Source organism: Pseudomonas congelans, assembly GCF_900103225.1.
Lineage (GTDB): Bacteria > Pseudomonadota > Gammaproteobacteria > Pseudomonadales > Pseudomonadaceae > Aquipseudomonas > Aquipseudomonas congelans.
This window is the reverse complement of record NZ_FNJH01000002.1, coordinates 220,345-245,906: the sequence shown is the minus strand read 5'-3', so window position 1 is coordinate 245,906 and position 25,562 is coordinate 220,345. Positions and strand designations below refer to the sequence as shown.

Annotated in this window: 25 protein-coding genes and 2 pseudogenes; 5 read left to right on the top strand and 22 right to left on the bottom strand. The window is 55.3% G+C overall.

Features of this window, described 5'->3' with window-relative positions:
* Positions 1-58 precede the first annotated feature (58 nt).
* Together BLR20_RS08040 and BLR20_RS28070 are read left to right on the top strand one after the other, a co-directional pair.
* Entirely contained in the window at positions 59-493 is a 435-nt protein-coding gene (locus tag BLR20_RS08040) for a MerR family transcriptional regulator (RefSeq protein WP_003425026.1), read from the top strand.
* A 137-nt stretch (positions 494-630) separates the two neighbouring features.
* A pseudogene (locus tag BLR20_RS28070) lies at positions 631-839 on the top strand (hybrid sensor histidine kinase/response regulator); the annotation flags it as partial.
* 87 nt (positions 840-926) lie between these two features.
* Here BLR20_RS28070 and BLR20_RS08035 read toward each other — a convergent pair.
* Positions 927-1,151 (bottom strand): DUF6555 family protein, encoded by a 225-nt coding sequence (locus BLR20_RS08035; protein WP_003425025.1) that lies wholly within the window; start codon positions 1,149-1,151, stop codon positions 927-929.
* A gap of 222 nt (positions 1,152-1,373) precedes the next feature.
* On the opposite strand from BLR20_RS08035, the pseudogene BLR20_RS08030 reads away from it, so the two are divergent.
* Positions 1,374-1,709: pseudogene (locus BLR20_RS08030) on the top strand (DUF1264 domain-containing protein); the annotation flags it as partial.
* Between the two features lie 125 nt (positions 1,710-1,834).
* Here BLR20_RS08030 and BLR20_RS28600 read toward each other — a convergent pair.
* A complete protein-coding gene (locus tag BLR20_RS28600) occupies positions 1,835-3,454 on the bottom strand; it encodes a methyl-accepting chemotaxis protein (RefSeq protein ID WP_003425021.1) in 1,620 nt (539 codons plus the stop codon).
* Between the two features lie 192 nt (positions 3,455-3,646).
* Here BLR20_RS28600 and BLR20_RS08020 point away from each other — a divergent pair, with 192 nt between their 5' ends.
* A complete protein-coding gene (locus tag BLR20_RS08020) occupies positions 3,647-4,207 on the top strand; it encodes a GNAT family N-acetyltransferase (protein WP_003425019.1) in 561 nt (186 codons plus the stop codon).
* Complete coding sequence (locus BLR20_RS08015; protein WP_003425017.1) at positions 4,192-5,151, top strand: tyrosine-type recombinase/integrase; 960 nt, start codon at positions 4,192-4,194, stop codon at positions 5,149-5,151. Before BLR20_RS08020 ends, BLR20_RS08015 begins: the two co-directional genes overlap by 16 nt.
* Positions 5,152-5,709: 558 nt before the next feature.
* Here BLR20_RS08015 and pilM read toward each other — a convergent pair.
* From pilM to BLR20_RS07915, 20 genes are all read right to left on the bottom strand, one after another.
* Entirely contained in the window at positions 5,710-6,150 is a 441-nt protein-coding gene (gene pilM, locus BLR20_RS08010) for a type IV pilus biogenesis protein PilM (RefSeq protein WP_003425016.1), read from the bottom strand.
* A gap of 31 nt (positions 6,151-6,181) precedes the next feature.
* Positions 6,182-7,588, bottom strand: a complete 1,407-nt coding sequence (gene pilV / locus BLR20_RS08005) for a shufflon system plasmid conjugative transfer pilus tip adhesin PilV (protein ID WP_003425014.1) — start codon at positions 7,586-7,588, stop codon at positions 6,182-6,184.
* Positions 7,585-8,517 (bottom strand): ATPase, T2SS/T4P/T4SS family, encoded by a 933-nt coding sequence (locus BLR20_RS08000; protein WP_003425013.1) that lies wholly within the window; start codon positions 8,515-8,517, stop codon positions 7,585-7,587. Before BLR20_RS08000 ends, pilV begins: the two co-directional genes overlap by 4 nt.
* 2 nt (positions 8,518-8,519) lie before the next feature.
* Entirely contained in the window at positions 8,520-9,044 is a 525-nt protein-coding gene (locus BLR20_RS07995) for a type 4 pilus major pilin (RefSeq protein ID WP_003317566.1), read from the bottom strand.
* 38 nt (positions 9,045-9,082) lie between these two features.
* Positions 9,083-10,174, bottom strand: coding sequence for a type II secretion system F family protein (locus BLR20_RS07990; protein ID WP_003425010.1), 1,092 nt, complete (start codon positions 10,172-10,174; stop codon positions 9,083-9,085).
* Positions 10,164-11,795, bottom strand: a complete 1,632-nt coding sequence (locus tag BLR20_RS07985; protein WP_003425008.1) for a GspE/PulE family protein — start codon at positions 11,793-11,795, stop codon at positions 10,164-10,166. Before BLR20_RS07985 ends, BLR20_RS07990 begins: the two co-directional genes overlap by 11 nt.
* Entirely contained in the window at positions 11,792-12,394 is a 603-nt protein-coding gene (gene pilP / locus BLR20_RS07980; protein ID WP_044311778.1) for a type IV pilus biogenesis protein PilP, read from the bottom strand. The genes BLR20_RS07985 and pilP overlap by 4 nt, the downstream gene beginning before the upstream one ends.
* On the bottom strand, positions 12,384-13,742 hold the full coding sequence (pilO2, locus tag BLR20_RS07975; protein ID WP_044311777.1) for a type 4b pilus protein PilO2: 1,359 nt from the start codon (positions 13,740-13,742) through the stop codon (positions 12,384-12,386). Before pilO2 ends, pilP begins: the two co-directional genes overlap by 11 nt.
* Before the next feature lies 1 nt (position 13,743).
* On the bottom strand, positions 13,744-15,480 hold the full coding sequence (gene pilN, locus BLR20_RS07970; protein WP_044311776.1) for a PilN family type IVB pilus formation outer membrane protein: 1,737 nt from the start codon (positions 15,478-15,480) through the stop codon (positions 13,744-13,746).
* Positions 15,477-16,610, bottom strand: coding sequence for a PFGI-1 class ICE element type IV pilus protein PilL2 (pilL2, locus tag BLR20_RS07965; protein ID WP_074594581.1), 1,134 nt, complete (start codon positions 16,608-16,610; stop codon positions 15,477-15,479). The genes pilN and pilL2 overlap by 4 nt, the downstream gene beginning before the upstream one ends.
* Positions 16,611-16,858: 248 nt before the next feature.
* Positions 16,859-17,227, bottom strand: a complete 369-nt coding sequence (locus tag BLR20_RS07960) for a hypothetical protein (RefSeq protein ID WP_044311775.1) — start codon at positions 17,225-17,227, stop codon at positions 16,859-16,861.
* On the bottom strand, positions 17,224-18,198 hold the full coding sequence (locus tag BLR20_RS07955) for a hypothetical protein (RefSeq protein ID WP_044293630.1): 975 nt from the start codon (positions 18,196-18,198) through the stop codon (positions 17,224-17,226). The genes BLR20_RS07960 and BLR20_RS07955 overlap by 4 nt, the downstream gene beginning before the upstream one ends.
* Positions 18,199-18,207: 9 nt before the next feature.
* Positions 18,208-18,696, bottom strand: a complete 489-nt coding sequence (locus BLR20_RS07950) for an Hcp family type VI secretion system effector (protein WP_054994218.1) — start codon at positions 18,694-18,696, stop codon at positions 18,208-18,210.
* A 123-nt stretch (positions 18,697-18,819) separates the two neighbouring features.
* Positions 18,820-20,772, bottom strand: a complete 1,953-nt coding sequence (locus BLR20_RS07945) for a DEAD/DEAH box helicase (protein WP_044311774.1) — start codon at positions 20,770-20,772, stop codon at positions 18,820-18,822.
* A 2-nt stretch (positions 20,773-20,774) separates the two neighbouring features.
* Positions 20,775-22,661 carry a hypothetical protein gene (locus tag BLR20_RS07940; RefSeq protein WP_044311773.1) on the bottom strand — a complete coding sequence of 629 codons (1,887 nt, stop codon included), beginning with the start codon at positions 22,659-22,661 and terminating at the stop codon, positions 20,775-20,777.
* Positions 22,662-22,764: 103 nt separating this feature from the next.
* The gene (locus BLR20_RS07935) at positions 22,765-22,965 is read right to left on the bottom strand and encodes a CrpP family ICE-associated protein (RefSeq protein WP_074594578.1); all 201 of its coding nucleotides are present in this window, start codon (positions 22,963-22,965) and stop codon (positions 22,765-22,767) included.
* A 62-nt stretch (positions 22,966-23,027) separates the two neighbouring features.
* Positions 23,028-23,273, bottom strand: a complete 246-nt coding sequence (locus tag BLR20_RS07930; protein WP_044311772.1) for a hypothetical protein — start codon at positions 23,271-23,273, stop codon at positions 23,028-23,030.
* A 205-nt stretch (positions 23,274-23,478) separates the two neighbouring features.
* Positions 23,479-23,943 (bottom strand): single-stranded DNA-binding protein, encoded by a 465-nt coding sequence (locus BLR20_RS07925; protein ID WP_044311771.1) that lies wholly within the window; start codon positions 23,941-23,943, stop codon positions 23,479-23,481.
* A gap of 1 nt (position 23,944) precedes the next feature.
* A complete protein-coding gene (locus BLR20_RS07920; RefSeq protein WP_044311770.1) occupies positions 23,945-24,529 on the bottom strand; it encodes a DUF3158 family protein in 585 nt (194 codons plus the stop codon).
* Complete coding sequence (locus BLR20_RS07915; protein WP_044311769.1) at positions 24,526-25,305, bottom strand: PFL_4669 family integrating conjugative element protein; 780 nt, start codon at positions 25,303-25,305, stop codon at positions 24,526-24,528. The genes BLR20_RS07920 and BLR20_RS07915 overlap by 4 nt, the downstream gene beginning before the upstream one ends.
* Between the last annotated feature and the right edge of the window lie 257 nt (positions 25,306-25,562).

The following is a 25,562-nucleotide window of genomic DNA, read 5'->3' as shown; positions in this document are numbered from 1 at the left end:
GAAGACAGGTTAATATCTGTAGCTGCTACAGGTTCAAGAAAATGCTTGGGGAGTTTGCATGTCAGGAATCGGGGCGCTGTCGAAATCAACGGGTTGCCACATTGAAACGATTCGCTACTACGAGAAAATAGGCCTTTTACCTCCCGCCCTGCGGTCGACTGGGCGTCATCGAATCTATACTGAAAAGCATCGATCAAGACTCGTCTTCATCCGGCAGAATCGTGAATTGGGTTTCCCGCTCGAAGATATCCGAGAACTCATCGCGCTCGCAGCAGATGCTGATCGTCCGTGCGCTGACGCGCTTTCGGTGGTCAAGAAGCACCTAGCGGAAGTAGAGTCGAAGGTAGCAAAGCTTCAGCAAATCCGGGTAGAGCTGCTCTCAATGGCAGGTATGTGTGAGTCAACATGCTTAGGTTCGAACACTCCAGACTGCACGATTGTTGAGTCACTTTTTGAACCTGCTGCTGGGGTTCGCTCTGGTTGCTGCTCCTAGACGAGTCAAGAGCATAGGGGGAGCAAGCTGCCATCGAAACCGAATAGCGCGATAGCCTCGACAGGGTGTTTCGAGCGTCCGTCTACACCAAACGGGCTGGTACAAGATGTGTTCGGCAGACGCTTACGACCTGATCAATTCCTGGTGGAATGAAAGGCGTGACGCTGGCCCGGGAAGCCAAGCGCTTTTACCCCACTCCAAAGGTGTCGCTGAAAACTGGTTATTCCGAAAACTCGCTAGAGCCTACGGATGCGGGGGGATTTTGATGTTATCCAAATCTTACGTGCCCATCGATCTGGCTAAGAAGGTGAGGCAAGTGCTGGAGGGGCCCAACGGGGTCAGATGACTATTCGTTCTTGTTCAGTGCAGCCGTCAAAGCCCGCCAGCTTGCTCTAATGGTGCATTGATACACCATGCGAGACTGAGCTGACTACTAAGCGTGCGACCACTGCACCTGGACAATACCGTGCCGCTTGGCGAGTGGCTTGCTAACGATCTGGACCCTGTCTCGGCGATATTTCGGGATCTGCGCTACCCCCGAATCCACTGCAGCCCAGTGCCAGGCCTCAGCATTGCTCATGATTTCCGCGCTGACGTAAAAGCTCTTGTCGGCACCATTGTGCACGTACTCGATTCGATAATGAGCGGAGTGTGGCATGGGCAATTCCTTTCCCGGAATGTGACGAAGTTCCCTTATTCGGAAAATCCCCAAGTTCCTAAGTTCCGTCTCTTTGAATCACCTCACCAGCTCCGGCAATGGCGGCATAGTGTTTAGTCCACACTGAGGCCTAAAGGCAAGTGGCGAATCCCCGATCTGTTATCAACCAATCTTCAGGCCATGAAGCTCAATTGCTGTGGAGTCACTCAGATTGCTGACCGGGTGGAGCGACTGGCTCATACCCATGGCAAGACGTGGCACACCTGGCACACCGATCAAGACAAAACACTTCCCCTAGGTGTTCCACAACTGATGATGGGGTTCACAGCTGACGGCCAGGCTGATCCCGCAATGCAGCAACAACGCAACCAACGCTTGGGAATCGTCAAGTCGGCAATCAAAGCTCAACGAGCCGATATTCAGATCCCCAAAGCAGATCCAGGTGCGGATGGATGGCAGCATGGGAAGACAATTCAGATCAACGATCCTACGGGACATCTTCACGGGCCCGCAACGTCACCCACCCCACAAAACACAAACAGCCGATCAACCCAATAGCCAATAGACTGTGCAATCCCTGCAGGCTCACGCTCAGGGAGGACGGTATATCGCCAAGGCACAGTCTACAGTCTAGGTCCGATATCCAAGGACATCGGACGAGTCCGCTGACGTACGTGAATACCTTAAACCTTGAAACGATTGACCAGCTGATTCAGACTAACCGCAAGCTTCGACATCTCGTTGCAAGCGCTTGCAGTCTGGCTTGCACCTGCAGAACTTTGGGAGGCCAGCTCGCGAATGCTAACCAGATTGCGATCGACTTCCCGGGCGACGTGCGCCTGTTCTTCCGAAGCGGTGGCGATGAGAATGTTACGCTCGTTGATGCCCGTAATAGCTGTCGCGATCTGGTCAAGCGAACTGCTGGCATCGCCTGCGACGCTTAGGGATTCTGCAGCCAGTTCTCTGCTGGTGGCCATCGCCTTCACGGCCTGGTCAGAATCGTTCTGAATGGCCTGAATCATCTGCTCAATTTCTTGCGTAGACACTTGCGTGCGGTGAGCGAGGGCTCGAACTTCGTCAGCAACGACTGCGAAGCCTCGGCCTTGTTCACCCGCCCTAGCGGCCTCGATCGCGGCATTGAGCGCAAGCAGATTGGTCTGCTCAGCAATGGCTCTGATCACCTCAACCACTTTGGAAATGTTCTGTGCACGATTGGACAAGCCAGTGATCTGCTCGCTGGTGTCGCGCACGTTGCTCGACAGCTTTTCGATGGACTTAAGCGTCTGCGATACACGCTCCAAACCAACCTCCGTATAGCCCTGACCTTTCCTGGACTCTTCGGAAGCTGATTCGGCATTGCGTGCTACCTCGTCCACTGCAGCGCTCATCTCGGTGACAGCAGTTGCAGCCTGATTTACTTCATCATTCTGCGACACCAGGCCAAGGCTGGATTGCTCAGTCACCGCGGTCATTTCTTCCGAGGCGGCAGCCAGTTGGGATGAGGAGTCAGCGATCTGCATGATCGTGCTTCGAAGGTTCTGCTGCATCGTGGCCAACGCGCTCAAAAGCCTGCCTGCCTCGTCGGTACCGCTTACCTCAACCTCCTTCGTCAGATCGCTTGAGGCAATGCGTTCGGCGACGCTAAGGGCGCTCCCGATGGGCGACGTAATCGTTTTGGTTAGAAGAGTTGCCAAACAAAGAGTCAGGAGCGCGACGAAGATAATCAGGCCGATGACGATGTAAAGACCTGAATCATAAACTTGCGTCGCTTGAACACCGGCAAGCGCAGCGCCTTTGTTATTGAATTGTGTTAATTCCTCGACCTGAGTTTCCATTTGGTTCGTGAGGGGACGTATACCGGTAGCGACGAGTTTGACAATCGAAGCGGTGTCGCCTGCCTTCAACAAAGGTTCCAGCAGATCCAGTTGGCTTGCGTAATCGTCGTAGGACTTTTTCACGGCCAAGAACAACTGTCGCTCCTGGTCACTCGCAATGAGGGTCTCATAGTTATAGACCGCATCCTTCATGGCTTTCCGGTAGGCAGGAAATTTGACGATGGTCTGCTGAACGGTTTGAGGATCGGCAACGGCCCGCTGGGTCTCCAACCGGACGCGAAGGACGGTGGAGTTCATCATCGCGGTTTGCCGAATACTGGGTAGCCAATTCAGTTCGACATCCTTTTCCGTATCGCGAAGCTTGCCCATCTGCAGTATGGCGATGACGCCCAAGACCACGACCAGCAAAATGATGGCCGAAAAAAACAAGGTGGCGCGTGGAGCGAGGTTTATATTTCTGAGCCGCATAGGACTTCCCACTGCAAGATGGCCAGAGGCCTGGTCTTGAAGCTATCGGCTAGAAATCGTGAAGGATTATGGCTGTTCGTCAGCTCGTTGACACCACGTCCCCCGGCGGCGCATGCGTACCATTGTCGGTTATGGCCGTTACTTACCAATGTAAGAAATACGTTATCACGCTAATTCAGGAGGGCTGACCGTATGTCTATCATTGAGCCAGTTCGGCATTATTTTCATAGACGCGAAGCTGAAATGATGATTCAGGTGGCGCACAAGTTGAGTTTGTTGGTTCAGGAGCAAGCAGCGCCACGAGGCAACTTCGTTTTCCCTGGGATGGACTATTTGGCCAGGCTGGAGGTCGAGGGCAAGCGAGTGGGCCACATTGATTACTGCATCAACCCGCTGCAGGACCGGCTCTACATCGACAAGATCGAAATCGACGCAGATTATCGACGACGCGGGTTCGCCTTAAGCGCGCTCTGGCAACTCTGGCAAAAGCACCACCTGCCCATAGTGCCCCTGTATCAATTTGGCACATCAGATGGATTCTGGCACAAGGCGCGGATACGTTTTGCGGCGGTGGGAGCCGTAATCGGAGATGAGATTCGTAGCATGGAAATGATCGCCGAAATGGATCGCTGGCAGCACCTAGTGCCTGAGCCGATCCATGAGCGCTTGCAGCGTGAGCTCATGGCATCGGATGAGTGGCCTGCTATTAAGGCTAAATGGGACGCGGAGTACGGTCCATGCCGGGAGAATTGATCTCAATTGAGGATGGCGGACGTCGGCTTACGGCGGCGGAGTTCCAGCAACTGACGGCTGTACCCTCAGCCGTGGAGTGGTTTGCCAATATCGATAATCCACGTACCCGCCGGGCGTATCAGATCGACCTACAAGACTTCTGCAGTTTCGTCGGCTTGGCCGGGGCCGAAGAGTTTCGGGCCGTGACGCGCGCACATGTCCTGGCCTGGCGCGCTCGGTTGGAGCAGCGTGGTCTGGCCGGAGCAACGATCCGGCGTAAACTCGCCGCGCTTGCCAGCCTGTTTGATCATCTGCTCGAGAACAATGCAGTGGCAGGGGGCAATCCGGTCCACGGCGTCAAGCGGCCCCGGATCGAAAGCAACGAAGGGAAGACGCCCGCGCTCGCGGACCACCAGGCCAAGGCGCTTCTCGATGCGCCGCCGGCTGACAGCCTCAAGGGACTACGAGATCGTGCTGTGCTGGCCGTGCTGCTGTACCACGGCCTGCGCCGGGAGGAGGGCGCGCAGTTGAAAACCAGCGACTTGCAGGAGCGACGGGGCATTAAGCACCTGCGGGTGAACGGCAAAGGCGGCAAGCTGCGCTGGCTACCGCTGCACCCCGTGGCCGCCGAACGTATCTACGCATATATGGAAAAGGATCTTGAGCGAGGAGCAGGGAATGGGTCGCTGTTTAGGTCACTACGAGGTCGCGCCTCTGGTACCGGGCTGAGCGCCGATGGCATTTATAAGATCGTGTGTCATTGGGCGATGTCTGCCGGCATCAAGGTTGATGGTCTGGGCGTCCATGGTTTGCGGGCCACGGCGGCGACAAACGCGCTTGAGCATGACGCGGACATTGCCAAGGTGCAGATCTGGCTGGGGCACTCAAACATCAGCACGACGCGTTTGTATGATCGGCGCGGCCAGCGACCGGAAGACTCTCCGACGTTTAAAGTCAAATACTGAGAACCGCGGATTGTGGGCCACCCTTCAACCACTACCACTCGTCGGAGAATTAAGGTTGGTAATTACTGCTCACTCCAAATCTCGAAATTTGACGGAAAGGCTCGTAGAGGTCTCCCGGATGCTTCCAGATACCTCAAAACACCATTTCTACGAAAATCGCGTAGTCATAAAAACCCCCGCGCGAGGCGGGGGCAGAGTGCATCACTGTCTTTATCAGGTGGCAATGCAATTTTCTTGCGTTTAACATCGGTGCAACACATGACGCATACAACGGGACCTAGGAAATCTCAGAGTATTGCTGGTAACCCTCTGCGTCAACTCCTCTAGGGGGTTTACTCGCTGTCGTGTGGATATGTCAGGAGCCTAATCCTGATCCCATTCACTCTGCGAGGACATCGCCATGCTGCGATTCATACCTGAAGAGTTGATTAGAGCGCTGCAGACCGTTTACTGGTCTATTCGTCTGATTCGACTAATTCAACAAGTCTAAGCAACACCAGCAGGGGCATGCGCCCCTGCTGCCTTTCTGTTCGCATCTGTGACGATCCGTCAATTGACTCATTGGTACGCCACGGCTGCGCCGTTGGGTACTGTCGCCGGCAGTGCGACCCCCACGTTACCAGATGACGGGGTGACAAGGCTGCCAGACGACGCCGTTCCGATGGCCAGCGACCCCCCAGTCAAATTGATCATCTCTGAAACAAGACCGGGAGGAGGGGATCCGACGAACGCGTAACTTCGTCCAGCATCGATCACTCCCTCCACCCCAGGGTAACGCGCGTACCAGGTGGGCAGTGCCAACTGGTTATCGGCCACCGTTCCTGATGCAGCTTTGTGAGCGTAGGCATACTCGGCCAAGGCATTTCTGTAGACGAGGACGTTATGAGCAATCAAGGAGATTTCTACGGTCTGGGAGCTCTGTTCTGCCTGGTGTGACTTCTCATAAACCATTCCGAGCACTGCTGTAATCACCACCATTGCAAGCCAGTAAATGTTCACTCTACGTCCTCGATGACAGTTATGAGCCTGGTCAGAACTGACAACAGAAAATGGTGGCGTAATCGTTCTGGCCGACCACGATTCCTGGGGTGCTGCTGAATCGTTGGCCTGAGCCGGCCGTGTCCCAACCAACTTTTGTGTAGCCGACTGGGCAAGCGTAGGTAGTGACGTCGTTTGCGTCGTAGCCGGGGATGGTTTTTGCCGTGCAGGTAGGGGCACTGGAACCGTTCACCACCCAGACCTGGTTATCACAAGAAAGGGATCGACCCGTACTGGTTCGACCAACCATACCGTTTGCAGCACAGGCAGTGCCGGCAGTTGCAACGCCATTCAGCTGCAGGTATTCACCGACGGTCGCGCGACCTTCCGAAGTCACTGTCCCACCCCGGATGTTCCCGGCTGTGTAGAGGTTCTTGTCGCCGTAGACCCGAACCCAGTCCGAGTCACTCATGTACCAGCCACCACCCCATTTTTCGCTGTACCAGCCGGTGTCGCCCTGAGTGCGAAACCAACCGCCTGTGACAGTCTCGCCTGATATGCGGGCAGCCGCCCCCGTGAGGTTGGCCGAGGCATTCACCGACTGCGCGTATACATCACCTGCAGCGATGACGTTGCTCTGGGCTGTGACGCTCCCCGACGCACTCACATTCCCCTGGGCTGTGACAGATCCCGAGGCACTCACATTGCCAACGGCGTTCACTGACCCAGCAGTGTCGACATTACCTCCAACCGTCACTGTTCCAGAGGCGTTCAATGCAGCCACATCGTTGACATTGTTTCCTCCCATACTGAGCGCCGTGTTCATGCGATTGAGTTCAGGCTTTCCTGGGATGGCGTTGCGGTACAGGTAGTCGTTGGAGAGCGTGCCATCCTGGAGAAACAAGGCACTCGCAGTGTGGCCAACGCCTGGGTTGATCCCATAGTTGCTCAGCGCAAGTTGCCAGCCGCCTCGTACTCCTTGGATAACGCCGGTGTTGTTGAACGGGATGAAGCCACCCGGCGCACCCATATTTTCCGCAATCGTCCGGGTACCGATCTCATCGATAGCCTGGCCACCGGTAGTGATCACGATGGATTCGAGCTGGTTGACGTTGACCCTTCGAGCAAGCACCACGAAGCTTTGACCGAATGCATTTGTGTCACTGAAGCTGGCTGGCAGATAGTTGGTGTTGCGTAGCATCTGAGGGGTAATCGTCGCAGGCGTGGTTGTGCCCGCCGATCCATAGACCGTTGCGAAATTGTCCTTCAAGTATTTAGAAGCGGCCTCTGCGATCTGCTGCTGTTGCTGAGCTGCGATTTGATAGTTCTGCGCATCCATCCTGTCGGCCATCAGCGAGACGCCTATGGCCGACGCAATGGCGAAAATGATCAGGCCGAAGAGCAGCTCGATCACCACAAAACCATTCTTTCTGGTCTGGCCATGCTTGAGAACATTCATCCCCAGAGGCTCCTGTTCGATTGTTGATCCACATCCTGGCTAAGCATCGCGATCTGATTCGAACGGATCTTCTCGCGAATACCAGGGCCGTCAGGTCCAGTCAGTGAAAGGCTCTGGATCTTCAGATGTCGCATTTCGCCTTCACCTTCGAGGGCAAGCGCAGCTACAGCTACCAAACCCTGTGACAGAATTGATCGGACGTTGCTGATGGCCGGCTCCGCAAGAGTCGCTACTCGCTCGATCGCCTGCGGTACTGTTCCCGCGTGAACTGTGGTGATGATGAACAGGCCATTGATTGCCGCTCGCACTGCCTGAACTGCCGTGGGGGTGTCTCTGATCTCACCGATAAGCATCATGTCCGCGCCAGAGCGGAGGCCTCTCATCAAAGCCTCCTCATACCCGCCATTGCGTCTCGAAACCTGCATCTGGATGCAACGACCAGGTCCGTGACGACCGTTCAAATCTGTCTCAGCTGGATCCTCTGCAGCCAACGCGATCCCACCGCACGCATTTAGCCTGGCGATGATCAGCGAAGCTGCGCTTGACGTCTTACCGGTGCAAATCTCGCCGCAAAAAATCACCAGGCCGCGCACCTGCTTCGTAAGCAGCGATTCGACAAGGTCTTCAGGAAAACCCAATTGGTCGAACTGCCGGACCTGCGCATTTGATCTGCGCAGTACGAACACGGCCTGGCCAAAGGCATCGGGTATCTGAGTGACGCGAAGCACCGTTCCTTCTTTGATCAACGAGAACTCAGGATCCTGATGCACTTCAAAATGCTTTGCGCATTCCTCCCGTAATAGCAGGGCGCTTTCTTTCCAGTTTTCCGGAGCCTCGACACGTCCGCTCTGGCCATCCAGGCCTTTTACGTCCGTAAAATCCGGCCCCAAGTAGAGGTCACTAAAAGGCGTGTCGATAATTGGGTTCATGCTCAGTAGGCCGTCCAAGCCAACGTGTTGCTATCAGTAGAGCAGCCACTGGTGGCAGCAGCTGAACTCACCTCGCCGTTCACAGCTGTGCCGCCATTGATAGAGGTGGTGACCTTCTGCCCGCGTCCAATCTTCGTGGCCAGTGTCACACAGGCATCTTGGGGCAAACCGGCCTCGGTCACGGTGAATGTCATCCCGTTGGCAACCACAGTGACCTGGCCACTCCAGGCGTTGTAGAGCTTGCCGCTGGAGAACGACATATTGGGCAGGCCACGTATCGAGCTGAGCTGGGCGATCAGATCGGTCCCTGACGCTCCGTAACCGGTACTGCCTTTGAGCTTGCGAGTGTTCGCGATCAATTGACCGACGTTACCCTGTTCGTTGTTGACGTCCGAACTGCCCATCGCGCCCCAACCGTTGTAAAGGGCGTAGCCCATCCCGATCAGGATAACGATGAGAACGAAGAGCAATTCAATCGAGATATAACCGATCTGGTTCGCCCGAGCGGAGTGAGTGGTGTTTTGCATGTGTGTGGTCCTGGGTATGTGGGTAACGGGTGTAGTGCTCAGTGCGTCATGCCTTGTGTGGCATTGCCGGTCATGCTGTAGGCCCCGACCATGACCAGAATCATCAACAGGCCGATCAGAACCATGGATACGAGGGACAGTGTCTTTGCGTAACGCTCGACCTGTTTCAGTGATATCTCCAACCAGCGAAGGCTGTAGCGGTGCACTGCAGCCGAGAAGCTCTGCGTAGTGGAGAGAACAATCAGAAATTGAATCGCTTCGTGGTCTGGGAATTCATGCCCGGAAAGATCTAAAGCCTCCCCAAAGTTTTTACCCATCCGAACCCCGTAGTGGGCGGCTTCCAGGCGTTCACGCAGCCACGGATTTGCCCCACGCTTTAACGTGTCCAACGCTCCGAGCGGATCGATGTTTGCTCGCAGCATGACCGCGATATTGAGGAGGAACGTTGAGCCGTGGAGCGCTTTGTAGATTGACCAGGGAGGCAATATCTCCAGCCTTGTCCGCCAAGGGCCACGGAAGTAAGGCAGAGTGACGACACTGGTGACAACCAGGACTACCACAAGGCACAAAGTCAGAAGTCCCCAGTTAGTCACAAAGGTGGCGATCATGTGCAGAACCATGGGTGCGCCGGACCAGGCTTCTGGGTTGGATGAGCGGCTCATGGCCGGCACCACCCGGGTGGCGATTACGTTCAGCAAGTAGGCCATCAGGCTCCAGACAAAAACCGGGTACGAGGCCGTTGAGACCACCAGCTTCATCACTTTTTGCCGAGCTTCGATGATCCGCACGCAGTCGCTGAATGCCTGGATCAAGTTCCCTGACTTCTCGCCGGCGCTGATTACGGCGTGCTCCTGATAAGGCACCCAGTTAAGGCAGGCCTGGGCTAGCGTCTTGCCGCCGTCCACAGCCTTGCCTATGCCATAGCTGGCAAGGGCAATCGGATGTCGAGCACGGCGGCCACCGTCACTGTAGATCGATCCGATACGATCAAGAGCCAGGTCGAGAGGCACCCCGTTCTCCAGCAGGGCGGTCATGCTCTCGTAAAGCCGGATACGCTCATTGCCTCCGAACTGGTTTCTGTAAAAGCCTTCTACAAGCCCTGACCAGGCGTCCATCGCCTTACTCAGCATGGGCTTCAACCTCAGGTGGCTCGGCATCCAGCATGTAGCTGTCAAAATCCACTGGCCCGACTACGGCCTCTGCCATGCGCGGATCGATCAGCCCCGCATTGATCTTGATGAGCGTGTGGGCAACCTTCGTGATACCACCCATGTGCTTGACCCAATACTGGCGCGCTGCGCTTGGTCCGTTCTTGCGGATCTCCTCCATGAACCGGTGGGTCGGGAGAAGAATCTCTGCGACAGCGACCCTGCCGTTGACCCCGTCACGGCATAGAGAGCAACCTGGCCCAGCCAAATAAACCTGATCGAGCACGGTCATCTTTTCAAGCCTCTCGACCAGCTGCGGATCCAGGGTACTGATCTGGCTGCGCGCAGGCACGCGACACTTCTTGCACAGCGTTGGCAAGAGTGACTGGTTGATAAGACCGACAATGAGTGTTGGGTCGGTGACCAGGCTTGTATCTGCACCCATGTCGATCAGGCGAGGAATTGCTGCTACAGCGTTGTTGGTGTGCAGAGTCGATAAAACGAGGTGGCCGGTCATCCCCCCGCGCAGTGCCCCCTGAGCTGATTCAAGGTCGCGAATCTCCCCGTACATCAGTATGTCGGGGTCGAGTCGCACGGAGTTTGTAATGGATTCTCCCCATGTCTCATTGCTGCCAAGAGGGGACTGATTTGCACGCATCGGATACTCGGGCGGGTCCTCAACGGTCAGGATATGTTTCGTGCCTTTGCACTCTTCAGCCAGAAGGTTGATCTGCACCTGGAGCGACTTCGATTTCCCTGATCCAGTTGGACCGGTCAATATGATCACGCCGTAAGGAAGGCTTCGCAGCCGCTTGAACAGCAAATTCTGTTCTGGCAGAAACCCCAGATCGTCGACTGACTGTTTCTCCTGATCGTCATAGATCAGTCGCAGCACCATCAAAGGCCCTTCGACCAGAGGGCGTGTAGCTACACGGGCTCCGGACAGTCCCAATTGATCGAGGAAGGTGCGAGCCATGCGCGCATCTTGTTTCAATTCCGGTTGATAGTAGCCCTCAGATTTGACGTCGCACATTGAGTTGAAGAGTGAAGAACAGAGCTCGTTACCTACGGCGCTCTGGATCTGCCCGTATTCCCGCAAGAGACCGTCCTCACGGAACTTGATGTAGGTGATTTCGTGGCCAACGATGAAGTGAACGTCGGAAGCACGGCGTCCATGGGCCGCGCCGATGATGCGAATCACCTCTTGTTGGCGCTGGGTACTGTCGATAGATCCGGCGAAAGCTTTGCCCGCATTCTGGTACAGAGACTTGATATCGCTGAGCGTGCTGCTGATGGTCTGAAACGGCACGCCAGCTCTGTCCAGGCGGTCCATAAATGCCATCACATAAGGGTCGTGCATGTGCTGAGACGAGACGAGCAGTTCAGCTTCATCAGCCTCTGGGGCAGGTGCCAACAAGGCAACCAGCTGACGCAACTCGCTGGTAATGTCCCCCCACCGCTGTCCCTCAGCAGTAAGGACTGTTCCGACCACGTCAGATTGCATGGCGATGGTTATCGGTTGCACGACTGCGGTTGGCCGGGTGACCTGGCGTGCCAACGGATCAGCCTTGATGTCTGGCTCAATTCGTACCGCGCCGCTCATCGCTGTAACTCCTGCGACATGCTGGACAGCGGACTCGTAACCGAGGGCTGGCCGGGAGCTATAGGCTTGAGTGTCTGCAGTGACATTTGGGGTGCGTCGACCGAACCAATCGGCGCCCGGGTCGAGAACCCTAGTGGATATCGGCGTCCGTCATGGCCCAGTACAACGCTGTCGAGAGACACGCTGATTACCTTGAACCCTCCTGGCAACTCGGCATTGCCAACTGATGCATCGACCTCGAAACCACTTCCGTACAGCAACGTGGCATATAGAGCGTTATTCGTCCTGAACACGGTCTTGACCACTGGCAACTGCGGTGTGCTGTTGCTGGCCGGGGCGGGCGTCGTGTAAGCGTTCTGCGTAACCTGAACCGGCGCGGACGTGGTCGTTTTGGCCCCGTTTACGATGTCTTCCTTGGCACGAGCTCGCGCCGCCTGTGCCGTGAAGAGCAAGGTTTCACTCTGCACCTGGGACAACTCGCCAATGTTGATCCGACTGAGGTCGTTGGGGGATGGATCCGCCGCGACGGCCATGTTGCCGGCAGCCACGCAGGACAATAGAAACGTCAGCAGAATGGAGGCGCGAGGGTTAATGCACATAGAGGTCACCTATGACGTTCCAGGTTAATTTGCCGTCTTGAAAGTCGGTTTTGATTTCACGCAGGCGCATGCCCGTGCTTTCCACGCCTTGAAGAACAGTCGCTGGCGGCAACAGGCTCGTGTAGCGGATCTCGAAGTGTCGGTAATCCGGGGGCGGTGGTGGTGGAGGCGCTGGTTGGCCAGGCAAAGCTGGTGGCTGTACAAATGTCACAGGTACTTCCGTGATCTTGGGCTGCAGGGCTTGGGCTTGAAGCCATGAAGTGATGCTGTCCAAAGCCTGCGTTGCCGGGTTCAGAACGTCATCACCCGCCAGCGGCAGCTCGAACGTAAGCTTCACTGCGGCCATGTTGCCTTCGTCGTAAAACGCTGGCGTATCCGCAAAGTAGCCCGCCGTAGCGGCGCTGAAAGCCATCGTGGTGCTGTTGCCGGTGCGGTTGTAGTTGGCCGACATCAGCGTTCCGTCGCATTTAGCGGAGACGAATAACCACCCTTCGATTGCCGGTGGTAACTGGTCAATTGCGCCGTTACAGCCTTCAAGAAATACCGGGACAGAAGGCTGTTTCACCCACGGATGCACAAGTGCCTCGATCACGACTGGTGAGTTTGTTCGCTGGTTCAGGGCATCCAATTCGGCTTGTCTTGCCGCCTCTGCCGCTTCCTGCGCCTGGCGAGCAAGTTGCTGCTTATGTTCGTTCCACTGATGCCACCCAATCAGGCCGGCCACGACCAAGGCACCGATCACCGCGGCTTTCAGCAATTCCTGTCTGGAAAGGCCGAATGCCAACGGTGTCAGCTTGTATTCGCGTTTGAGATTTGATGGCTGCAACAATGTTTCAGCGTCGAATTGTTCGCCACCGCGACCAAACTCCGGCGGGAGAAAGATCTTGTCGAAGCTCATCGAGCGGCTCAACTGTTGAGCCACCTTCTTTTTTATTTCCTCACTGCTGCCTACCAGGTCTGCTCCCGGAATGACCGCGCCTCGGTACACAGCGACCAAGGCGTACCTGTCCTCGGTGTTTTCGATCTTCCAGGCAGCCAGCCAAGATGCGCCCAATTGCCCAGCGAGGGCGGCTGCAAGCGAGTACATGCCTTTGACTGCACCGTCATTCTGCGAAACGAATCCAGCCTGAATCACAGACTCGGTATGCCTGATGGCAACGATGTCCATTTGCTGGGTGCGACCGAACTGGCGTGCTTCCTTCATGTACCCGGTAAGGCTACCCAACGGGTGCCACAGCAGGCCTGTCACGAAGGACCGTCCGTGATAAGTCAGAATCTGAACTTTGCCGTCACTGGGCATTTGAGCGCGCGGCGCGCGCCTTCGTAACAGGGAGAACAGGTTCGCCATGTCAGTTGGTCACAATCGGAGTGATCAGCACCACCAGAACGCTTTTTGACGAGGTGCGTTTACGCCCACCTCCAAGACCGAAGAATCCGGGTGAACCCGTGCCGATCTTGTCCGTGTTGTCGCTCAGCTCCTCAAAGCCCGACAGGATCAATGTCTGACCGCTGCGGAGCTTCACCTTCGGCGACAGACTTTTCGCATCATAGTTGGGGATCTGAACGCTGGAGCCGTTGCTGGTGAATGGCTCGAATGTAGGCTTGGAGCTCATGTTGATTGAAACCATGAGCAGCATCTCGTCATCGTCCATCAAGCGAGGCTGCAGTGTCATGTTGAAGCCGGAGGTGATAGTGCCCGGAGTAATTGCCGTGCTGGAGCCCACTGACGCCGTGGTGTTGGTCTGAACCGATGGGATGTAGCCTTGGACGTTGCCGATCTGCAGCGGAGCAGGCTGCAGATTCAATGTGGTCACAGACGGCGATCGAACATTCGAGATCCGGGCCTGCTCTGCGATTGCCTGGATGATCGCGTTCGAACCTGCCCAGGCAGAGTTGGCTGTATCGACAATGCCAACAGAGCCCGAGATTGCGCTGGAGCTGATGCCTGGCACAGTATTCGAGAGAGACAGGCCCCACTTTGTGCTCAGCGAGTTGTAGACGGCCGCCCAGTTCAAAGCCAGCTGATCGGTGTCGGTCAGCGTCGCCTCAAACACCTTCACATTGAACAGCACTTGTTGGGTGATCGCGTGGTTGGTCTTGGCCAGATAGGTCTCAACGTTCGAAAGCACGTCGGGCCGGTCAGTCACGGTCAACGTCCCGGTCGACGGTGACAGATACATGCGACCAGGCGGCGAGGTACTCAGCATTGCCCTCACGTTGCTCTGGATGTCAGTCAGGATCGATGTGTTGAGAGTGACTGTAGTGCTCTGGTTGCTGCCCGAGTCACCCGAAACGCCTGAGGAACTGCTACCTGACGATGATCCGCTCGACGAACCACTTCCCGAACCTGAGGAGGTGGTCATACCGGATCTGACGGTGCTTTTGATTTCCTGCACGTCTCCAAATGCGTAGACGTCAAACACCTTGGTATCGAAATAGCTGACCTGCACTGACCGTGAGGTGGGATTGAATCGATAGGTGAGTCCCAGCCGCGCGGTGACCTCATCCAGCAGACCCGAGGCTTTCCCTGTGAAGCGCAACCCACTGACGAGGTTCGGTGTCAGCATGGATGCGAAGTCAGAACTTCTCCCCTGAGAGGCCTGCGCCAGGTTGGAGCCGCCCGTAATACCTGCAGGCAGCAACCCGGCCAGGCTATCAGGGTTAGGGGCCGTGCTGATTGGAGGCGCATTGTTGCCCTGTGCAGGTGCATTAGCGTTCAGCAGGCCAGGATTGAGCGCATCCGGCGAGACCAGGACAGGGATCCCGCACTGTCTTGAAATGTACTGGGCAATTTCAGCAATTCCGACACTGCCAGCAGGCCGATATGCGACCTCACAGTCATACTTGGAGGGGATGCCTCGTCTCGCAACAACTGGCTGCGTTGAAACCCAGGGTTTGTCGCTGAATATCACTGTGTCCCGACGTTCCTGTTGCTGCTTGTTACGCTGGATAGCCGCGTAACGGCCGGCAGAATCGGCGGTAGCCTCTGCCCGTGCAGCGGCTTCATCCACCCGTTGCACTGAGCATGCTGATGCCGTTAGAACAGCGAGACTCAGAGCGGTCTGACGCATGAAGGGCATGCTCATTTTTTCCTCTCCGATACGTGCAGAACCTGCTGACCATTGCCCTCATTACCGTCCACCACAAAGGACCGTTTGGCGTTGTCGTACAGTGGGAATATCTGCCTGACCGCCGAACTGAAGGAGCCTTTAAAACTCAGCGGTGCTTCGATGGGGTAGTCCAGGTCCTCCGGTACCCAGATAACCTGCCAGCCGGCCCGTTTGGCCCAGTCTTCGACCGATTGACGCAAGGTACTGCCCACAGGCGCATTCCACGTTTGCTGTGGCGCAACCGTTGCGACGGGTTTCGCTGCTGGTTCAGGTTTCATCGGAGCTTGGCTGGTCGAAGCGATGCTCTTGGTGACGGTGGTCTGAGATGTGGCCTTCGCCGGAGCCGCGCTCACAGGAGTCAGCTTTTGCTGTGTAGGGGTGCCTTCCTTGGCTGGGGTGCTGATGGATGCAGCTGGTTGCGCTTTTGCCTGCGTGACGACCGTGGTTTGCGGTTGCCCTGCAGGCGATGTGTCCTTGCTGAATGGGGTTCCGGTTGCCGGGGCCGTTACAACGTTAACGGCAGGGGAGGTGCTGGCTACCGAGGTTGATCCAGTGCTGGCCGGTTGCGCAGGTTGAGCCAGTGCCACGGGCTTGGACGTCTCCGGCAGTTGGTAACCTGGCCGCAGTACAAAACACACACCGCGCGTTACTTCGTTGACCTTGACCTGCCATGCCGGACCGGCCAGTACCTGCAGCGTGTTGCGCAGGCTCATTGGCCCTAGCTTGTACTGAGCAGCAGGAAGAGGGCGTGTGAACAAGATGTTTACGTGACCGGTGCTCGGTGGGCACAAGGTGTAGCCTGAGCGGCTGACCACATACTGCATCGCATCCTGGACGGACGGATGCATATTGGCCGGAATGCTGACATCGATGATCTGGGCCATCAGGTCACGCTGTTCGGCCTCTGGAGCGGTGTTCACCAGAGCGTATCGACCATAGCGAACCATCGGCTCCTGACCGGACTTGGCGCCACTTGAGTACAGGTCTGGCGAGAGCAGCTCAGGATTCTGGCTGCTGTCGAAAGCAGGTCCAACCGGTTTGTCCGCTACAGACGTGCATCCGGCGAACAGCGCGAGTATGGAAAGTGTGGAAAGCTGCCTGATCATGTGTGCCTTGACCCCATTTCTTGATGGTGGCCAAGGTGCCAGCGCTCAGGTTGCAAAGCACTGCTAAACCCTTAACGGATCGATTCAGGTTATTCGCGAAAGCATTGGGAAGCCGGGAGTGGGAGGAGCGCCGTCGCGACAACCCTCCTGGTTAATGCGCCACGCCGGTTAATAGGTGACCGCTAACCTGATGACGATGTAGTCTGGCAAAGTCAGCCTCTTGGTTATTCTAGAGAACGAGTTAAAGCTTAGGACGCTATAAACTGAGTGAAGAAAACCAATGCTATAAAAAGAATAATCTGTGCTGTCCAAGGGATTGTAAGCAAGTACTTGAGCTTCGCAGGGAAGCGTTTAATCTCTTGAATATCCGCCAAGCCCCTTTTTTTGCCTAGACCTGGCACCCAAATGTAAAAATAAATCATGCTGCAACGCATGATTTTCCCCAAAAGCCCTGCATTTGAGAAGGCCGTCTTGTTATGCTCTACAAACACACAGCTGGGGAGGCAGCGTTCAAATTTTTCGGTATAAGCATGTGCGATATAAAAAGTAATGCACATCGTTATAACGATCGATAGAGTAATAATAGTCGCTATTAAACCTGGGTCTATGTCTGTCATGGGCTCGTTTGCCTATACAGATAGTCGCCCATCATCTCACCGCTTTTAGACCCCATCGCACCTCCCGCTATACCTCCAACGGCACCTCCAATTACTGCACATGCCAACGCAGCAGCTCCGCCTGTAGGGACGCTCATCGCAACACATATGATTCCAGCCACGCCACTACCGATCGTGCCCCCTAACGTTCCGCCACCTAAGCCGCCGACCAGAGAGCTACCCTCGACATATTTCGCTTTTCTACACTCGTCCTCCCTGCCCATCGTACAAGCCTTATGGATCGACAACCCCGTTGATGCCACATCCAAAGCTGTGCCGATGTAGGCACCTCTCTTAACTAGATTGGCGGCCCTTGCGACGCCAGAGACTTTATCGGCGTACCCGGAGATTTCACCTGTGTGCATATAGCTAGATGTAGAGATTCCCAAAAGCTTTTTAATTGAACCTTCATTACGTAATCCCGAACCGTAAGAGGCCATGTTTGATAACTGCTTATCAAGTTTTAAGAAAAGGGCTGTTCTTTTCGCATAAAACGTGTCGCGTTCTACCATGGAGCCTGAACCGAGGTGCTCCCGATGCAGAATTTCTATGTCATCAAGTGTGGTCTTGATGGCGTTCAGATGTTTATTCCAACCATCGGTTACAGCACCTACGCCCGTTGAAGCATGAAATAGAAGGCTTTGCAATAGCTCAAAGTTGTCAAGAAAAAAATCATCCCCTCCAGCGCCATTGCTTAGCAAGTCCGTATGAACTTGACTAGCCTTGGCCATCAGGTAGGCTTCTTGGCTTGTGCAGGAGGGTGTAGACGGATCACCTACAATGACAAGTTCACCAGCGCTTACAACACTTCCTGCTATATGAGAATTGAGGACGTTGAATTTAGCTTTAGAATTCCCAGAAAGCCCGATATTCGCCTTTAGGGTTTCGAATGTTTGCGTTCTAGAGTTGATGAAAGATTTAACTTCGGCCATGTCCTTGCCTCACGAATATATTTTGTTGCCGATCCGATCCCATCCCCCGGTTACGTTACCGCCGGCCGCGCCATCGCTGCGCTTTTGCAAGGTATACGTTGCTTTTATACGTCCATAGTTGAGCTGTACAATTTCGATTGGTACGCCTGAGCTTGCGCTTTGAGAGTAGTCAGCGATTATGACCTCCTCCAGTACCACCTCATAATATTTTAGTCTATCTGTGCTTGCTCGGCAGAGCACAAACTTGACTTCTTTAAGGTGCTGGCCCGCGCAGCTGGCCTCCATAAGCTTACAGCTGGCGCTGTCCAGATATTTGGTGAAGGTGAAATTGGTCATTGTAGTTCGACCAGAGGACGCGCCTCCTGATGAACTGGCTGTAGCTGACGTGCTTTGACTAACGCCGAAATTGTAGCCAGTGATTTCGATCCACTTACTAAACTTCTCGTCAAGAGCTTCGCCAGGAATCTCTGCGATTTGAATATAACCGTCAAAAGCCATGTGTACCGCTCCTTGGCAAGCTGTAGTGTGTAAGGTTTAACCCTATGTAAAGGACAGCCCTTTTTTTTTGAGGTTCCGTATACAGCCACCTATTTTTTGCGCTTCGTTCAATTTCGTTACCACTTAGATAGTTTCGGCAAGAGCTTTTTTGCTCGACGCCTCCGCCTCCGGATCGATGAGATCGCTGGCCAGAGCGCGCTTATCCATGAGCATCTGCCACAGCTGCTGGTCGATGGTGTCCTCAGCTAGAGGGATTTTGACGACAACCATGCGCAACTGCCCGTTGCGATAGGCTCGATCCTCGGCTTGGTCCTGCAGCCCCGGTGTCCATGGAAGCCCCAGAAAGAAGACATAGTTCGCAGCAGTGAGGTTGTAACCTGTGCCGGCGGCCGACCTGGTCCCGATGAACACCCTGCAGTCCGGGTCCTGCTGGAAAGCATCAATCGCCTTCTGGCGCTTCTTGGGCGAGTCACTTCCCACCAACGTCACGCACCCGACGGCCATCTTTATGCAGTGCTCACGCAACGTGGCCACGGATTCCTGATACTCGCAGAAGAGGATCACCTTGTCGTCGACGTCCAGCTCGGCCATCAGATCCGCCAGGATCCGTACCTTCACGCGCTCGAGCAGTTGGCGCAGTGCGCCCAGCCTTGCGAATCGATGCTGGTCGCTGCGCATGATCTGATTGTACTCGTCACGTTCTACCTGGCTGAGTATCACCGGCACAGTCTGGCGCTGCTTCCCCTTCAGGTTGGGCAGCACATCCTTGCGGCGTCGAAGCATCCAGTCAGATATCTCATCTCTAAGCGTCTTGCGAAACTCAGGACTGCCGGCGAATCGCTCGCAGAACTCGTTCAGAGGTAGCTGACCGATTGGGTGGCCTGAAAGCCTGAGGAGTGTGTGCAGCTCGGCTTCACGATTGAGCACAGGCGTACCCGTCAACAGGTAGCGGTTTTGTACCTGAGCCGCGATGTCGAAGCCGTGGCGTGTCCATGCAGCAGTGGGTTCCTTGAGTCGGTGAGCCTCGTCAATGACCATCACCGCGAAACGGCTCGCGTGCATGACAAAATCACCCAGCCTCTCGTAGTTCACGATGATCCAGCCAGCACTGGCATCAAAGGTTTGCATGGCGATCTGAGCCTGGGGAAACACCATCAGGATCTCGCGCTGCCAGTTGATGATCAGGCTGTTGAGCACAATAACCAGAACCGGTTTGCCTTGGGCGCGTATACCAGCTGCAATCACCGCCTGGCGAGTTTTGCCCAGTCCCATATCGTCGGCCAGTAGCGCACTCGTGCGCTGCAGCAGGTGCCTGATACCTGCTGGCTGATGTTCCATCAGCGAGAACCCTCCCAGCGCCTTATCGATCTCGGCGCTGGTCAGCTCGGTGTTTTTGATGGATGGGACAGATGCCAGGTAGATACCTGAGTCTGAAACTTCCTCTTCGCTTTTGGTCGACTCCGGAGAGTGACCACCCAGACTGATGCTGGTGACCTCACTCACCGCCTTGACCGACCCGTCAGCGAGCAACTCCTGCAACGTGTCCAGAATTTCGAACTGATCTTCGGCCAAACCCAGTTCCAGAAGCAGGTTGCTGCGGACCAACTCTGCTGTGCCCTGCACCCGCCAAGCTTTGCCCGCCGAGAGGAACACCCCACGCATGCGCTTGGCAATTGCTACGGCACCAGGATGAAAATCTCCCGACAGAATCACACCGCCTTCCGCCAGCGGCGCGAGCCGGAACTTCATCCCCCAGGTGAATGCGTCACGGTGCACGTCAGACTGGGCAGAGGTGATCCTGTCTCTGAATGCTTGCCAGCTCTCGATATGTTTGCCATCTGCGAGCTCTGCCAGCTCCCGGTAGAGCACATCGAGGTCATCGAGTAGCTTGTCTTTGGGCACACGCCAAAACTGGTTCAGTGGGTGATCAGACCTGCGTATGAAAAAGCCCCTCCGGCGAAGCAAAAGCTTGTTTGCACCTTGTAGGTAACTGAGGGACAGCCCGAAGTCGTAGCCATCGAAAATGGCTTTGCGAAGCAATACCGGACGCTTGTTCATCAATTGGGGCGATGCCATCTTCAGAGCCCCTTGTCCAACAAACTGTTAGCCCAGCCCACGATCTCTTCCCCAAAGCGGATGTTGAACATCGATTTTTCATCAGCGTAACGCGCCATCTTCATCGCCATATTTGGCCATTCCAGGAGCACGGGCATACGACCGCTTCTGACTGCGGCCATGAATAACTCAAAAGCATTCATCACTACCGAGTGAGCATCCGGGGTTTCGTTTTCGTGGTCTCTGATCTGAACGATATGCAAATGCTGAGTTGTAAAATCGCCAGTCACTCGCTCACTACGGCCTGTTCTGAGTGTGAGCTCGACCGATGCCAGCGGCAGCCCTCCAGATCGGATGGATAAGAGTCGGCAGTTGCCCGAATATGCACGGAAGTCGTATGTGTCGATGCAGTGACCCAGAGAGCGATGCTCCTGTTCTAAGTCTGCTGGGCAGCGTAATTCGACGATCTGCAAACCGGTTGCACTGCAGGTGATTGGATCATTACCCAGCAGCAGCCCCGGCCACCTTGTGAAACAGTCAGATGGCTCAGGCGGGAAATCCCGCTCCAGCCTCGCTCTGATGTCTGCGAGTGCTCCATGGAATGCATCGACCACATTTGATATTTGGCGGAAGTTCAAACCGCTTACAAATGCGTACAGGCGCCGCTTGGTGTTACGAGCCTCGCAACTACCAGCCCGTTCTAGGTTGTCGAACAGCTCTCTCAAATCAACAAGTTTGGCCGCCATGCTGGACCAGGCAGGGTCTGCCCAGTCAGTAGGGCAGCCCACCACAAGATTGTTCATATCACGCAAGGGTCGGAGTGAATCCCATGGAATCGCTGATCTGAACGCATAGAAAAAACGCCATTCTGCTTTGGTTCTCGGGCGACGATTGCCTAGCACAGAGCCCGCGATCAGATGCTCCCAGCCTGCCTCAAGGCCCTCGGAATTCAAACGACTGAGCGCGCTGCCGGTATCGTAGACCCGCTGGTGGCCAAGGAAACGGATCGAGGACGTCGGTACCGAGAACAGCCATGCCAGAACCCTGTTAAGCGGTAAGCCAGTGTCGACTGCTCTTCCCACGAACCCGGCCCCGTCCATGATGGTTTCACCCTCCCAGGAGCAGCAAAACTCCTGAAGTTCGAGCCATGGGCATTCCACCAGCAGTCCACCTGCAATCATGGGCCACGGCATTCCAACCCCAACGATCAACACCGGCACCAACACCGGTTGTGCTTTCAAGGCCTGTAGTCGACGAGTGCGATCGCCTTGAGCGAGCCAGTTATAAAGTTTGGCGGAAGGGCACTGCACGGAACGCACTGCATGCAGCAGCTCCTGGTCGAGACTCTGACAAAACCTCTTCACTGCCGCGCCGATACAGGTGATGTAAAATCGACCGCGTGGCGCGTAAAAACGTTTGTTCCGGCCCTCTGAACTAAGCGCGCCCAAATTGTACTTCGTCAGCGGTCTTATACTAAGTTCCGCTTCATCCCGCGCCAGATCCCGTGCTGGTTTGCAGAATGACGTCAGAAGAGCATTAGCACTATCATGAGTAATCAACTCATGAGCTAGCTTCAAAGCTTGGCTTGGACTGGGTGCGCGGCCTGGGACTTTTCTCTGATCATTAAATCGTACAGCTGAAATCAGCTTGCCATCGAAGTATTGCAGCTGCCTGCCCAGCCGCGCCACAGTTGGACGTGCAGCCGAGTCATCGTTATGGAGAGCAACGCACCAGCATCGAGTTGATGAGGTGTGAGTCAGGTAGTGCAGTATGAACTCGTCACGTCCTTCCGCCGGTACGTCGAAATGCTCAGCCCAAGTGTTGGCAACTGCACGATGACGCTCTGGGAATTTCGCAATATCGAGAAGAGTTTGGACGAAAGTTGTTTCGCAAATAGGCTCGGCGGTCATGAATCAATGAGCTCAAAGTGACTTGAGCCAGCACTGTCCTAGACCTGATCTGCGCTCGCCATGCGTAACCGTAAATGTGGGGAAGTGGGTTAATCGCCCTGAGTCAGAACTTGAAGCTTTGCTGTTGCTCCTGGGCAAACCCCTTTAGCCACGATGCGCGCATGGCTGGATGCCGGTAGGGGCATTCGTGTAGGGGGATGCCTTTAAGCGCCGCTTCAGCACCCGCAAGCATCACGGCATGGTGTGGGTTGTTGAATCGACGCCGATCCGAAGTCTCGTGCGTCGCTGTAGGGGCTGTTCTCACAACTGAGGATTCCCGTGGAGTAGATCGGATACATCCAAGACTTCACGAACGAGGCGATTTTTTCAATCTTCGAGGTATTCAGCTGTCGCCAGCTCCTTAGCTGCCCGCCGGGCTTCTTGGACATCCAGGTCGTTCATGCGTGCTTCAAATAGCTCATTGAGCGTGATTTCATCCTCCAGTGATGTTCCGGTCAACTCCCCTCCATTTCTGATAACCGCCTCAGCCAATTCAGTAGTCAGGGCGGTCCTTAACGCGGTGTCGTTTGGCATGCGGATGACATAGGTTACGAAGTTGTTGATGTCACTCATTGGATTCGACCTGTAAGAGGATAGTCGTAAAGTGGGCTTCCCGATCCGCTGATTCATTTCACCAGTAGATCCACGAGGAGGGCGTTTTTTTGCTCCATCGGGTGAACAATTTAGAAGTACCTGCCTGCTGATGGAGAACAACGTTGATCAGTGTCGTTTCCACCAGCAGCTTCACGCAGAGGGCGCGATTTTTCGCACAGGTTTCCTACACAGGAATATCGTCGTCGAAATGCGGAGCTGCATCATTTTGAGTTGAACTCCGGTCGGTATTCTGTTGCTCGCTTTGCGGCTGGTTGTATGACTGGGAAGGTGCCAATTGCACCGCTTCAACCCGGTGGGGAAGGATTGCGACCCGCGATGCCTGCACTTTCAACGCAGAGAACTCCTTACCCTCCTTGGTCCAGTTATCAATGAGCGCTCGCCCTTGGATCATGACCCGCATGCCCTTTTGGAACAAGTTGGCATAGTGTTCCGCATCGCGGTGCCAATATTCTACGTTGGCCCAGAAACCGCCTCTGTCCTCAAAGCCTGATCCATCGGCTTTCGGAATTGAATTGTCAAAGTAAACGTTGAGCTTTAGCAAGCGGCGCGGATCTTTGTTGCCGTTTGGGAACTCCTTGAATTCTGGAGCAGAGCCAAGGTTACCTTCCCAGTCTACTGATGTGCCCATGTTAGGACTCCTTCTGCGTGTGCGGTGAAATGCCGCTGGATTGTGAGATCTGTTGCAGCCGTCCTGAGTAAACGGCATCTGCCTGGGCCATCTTTTCGGCGCATTCGGCGGCCTGCCGGCCGATGGTATGGACCAGACTTATTTGCATATTCAAAGCGACGCGTTGCTGTTCCATGGAGTGCAGATCCTGGAGCAGTGATTCGGGTGTTCTGGGATCGGCCAGCAAGCTGGACCAAACATTGACGCCCATCTGCCGCGTTCCCATTTCCTGCCAGCGGAGAAAAACTGTGCCAGCGCTTGTTCTTTGCCGGACCATCCGAACAGGCAGAAGAGTGAAGGGATGTCTGTTGGCCTGGGCAAGCACTTGATCCTCGGCCAGCGCGTTCAGATCATCTTCAAGGGACCGGCATAACTCTGCCAACTGGAGCATCCCCCCCTTACCTTTAAAAGGTTTTAAAAGGCCTTTTAGGAAGGGCGCATGTTGCAGTGCTACGAAGGCATCCTGTTGCAGGGGTTGGAAGGCACCCTGTTGCAGGCTCTGGCGCTCTTGATTCTGGTGCGCGGGGTTGGCCGTCACGTTAGTCACTCTGCGGACTCAGATTCAGGCTTGTCAGGGTGCGGCTGGCCCAGCGTGATGGTCTCCTCGAAGCCGTCGTCATCACCGTCTTCACTGACCGCGGCATTTGATGCCGAAGAGGGGGACGGCGCGAAGCTTGATTTGCGAGTTCCTTCCAAAATGTCTTGGGGGATTTCACCAAACGATGCGTACATCTCACGAGCCTGCTCGGAACGTGCGTTCTTGGCCGCAAAATCATCTCGGCTTGCTCCCGAGAACTTCCAGCGCTGACTCAAACCGAAAAGACGACGCAGGATTGCAGCCCCCTCATCGAGCCACTGGCCTTTGGCGTTGTTGTCTATAAGGCCGACGTGGCTGGCCAGAAGAATGCGCCGCACCAGCTCGTCGTAGGCAGTGAGCAAAAAGACCGCTTTGAACGCCAGCGGCGTGGACAGGAACAGCGGCAGTGTCACCGGCTGCACGGATAGGTTTTGACCTATTGAAAGCATCGGCGGCAGTGAGGCCATAACTTCGTCCAGCCTGGCGTCGATATCTTTCATTTCCTGTTCAGAGGCTTCGATCTTTTCTTCTATAAGGATCAGAAACCAGTCTGAATAAGGATCGTCCTGTTCACAGCCACGCTTGATGCGGTTGAGGATGTTGGCAAAGCCGCTCAGGCCGATCATGCCAGGCTTGCCTTCGGTACGTTGACGCCCAAACCAGAGGCGCGAGGCATGGTGGGTGTGCAGGGTCAGGTTGACGCTGCTTCGCAATGAACCGAGGTTGAGCTGAAAGTTGTCAGCCATGCTGAGCGCTTCCTTTATAAGAAATGATTGATAGGCCGAGGCAAGACTGCCTGCGGGTACAACTCAGGGTCAGTAACAAACCGTTTCTTGATCGGAATGGTTTTTTGGTGGAGACCCTGATTTTCGTGGGCTTGCGTGTGGCATCACCCAGACTGGAGCTGGAAGTGATTCCCGGGGAATCACCGTGGTCGGTGCTCAAAGTGATTCCAGTGGAATCACCCCGTTCGGTGCTCAAAGTGATTCCAGTGGAATCACCC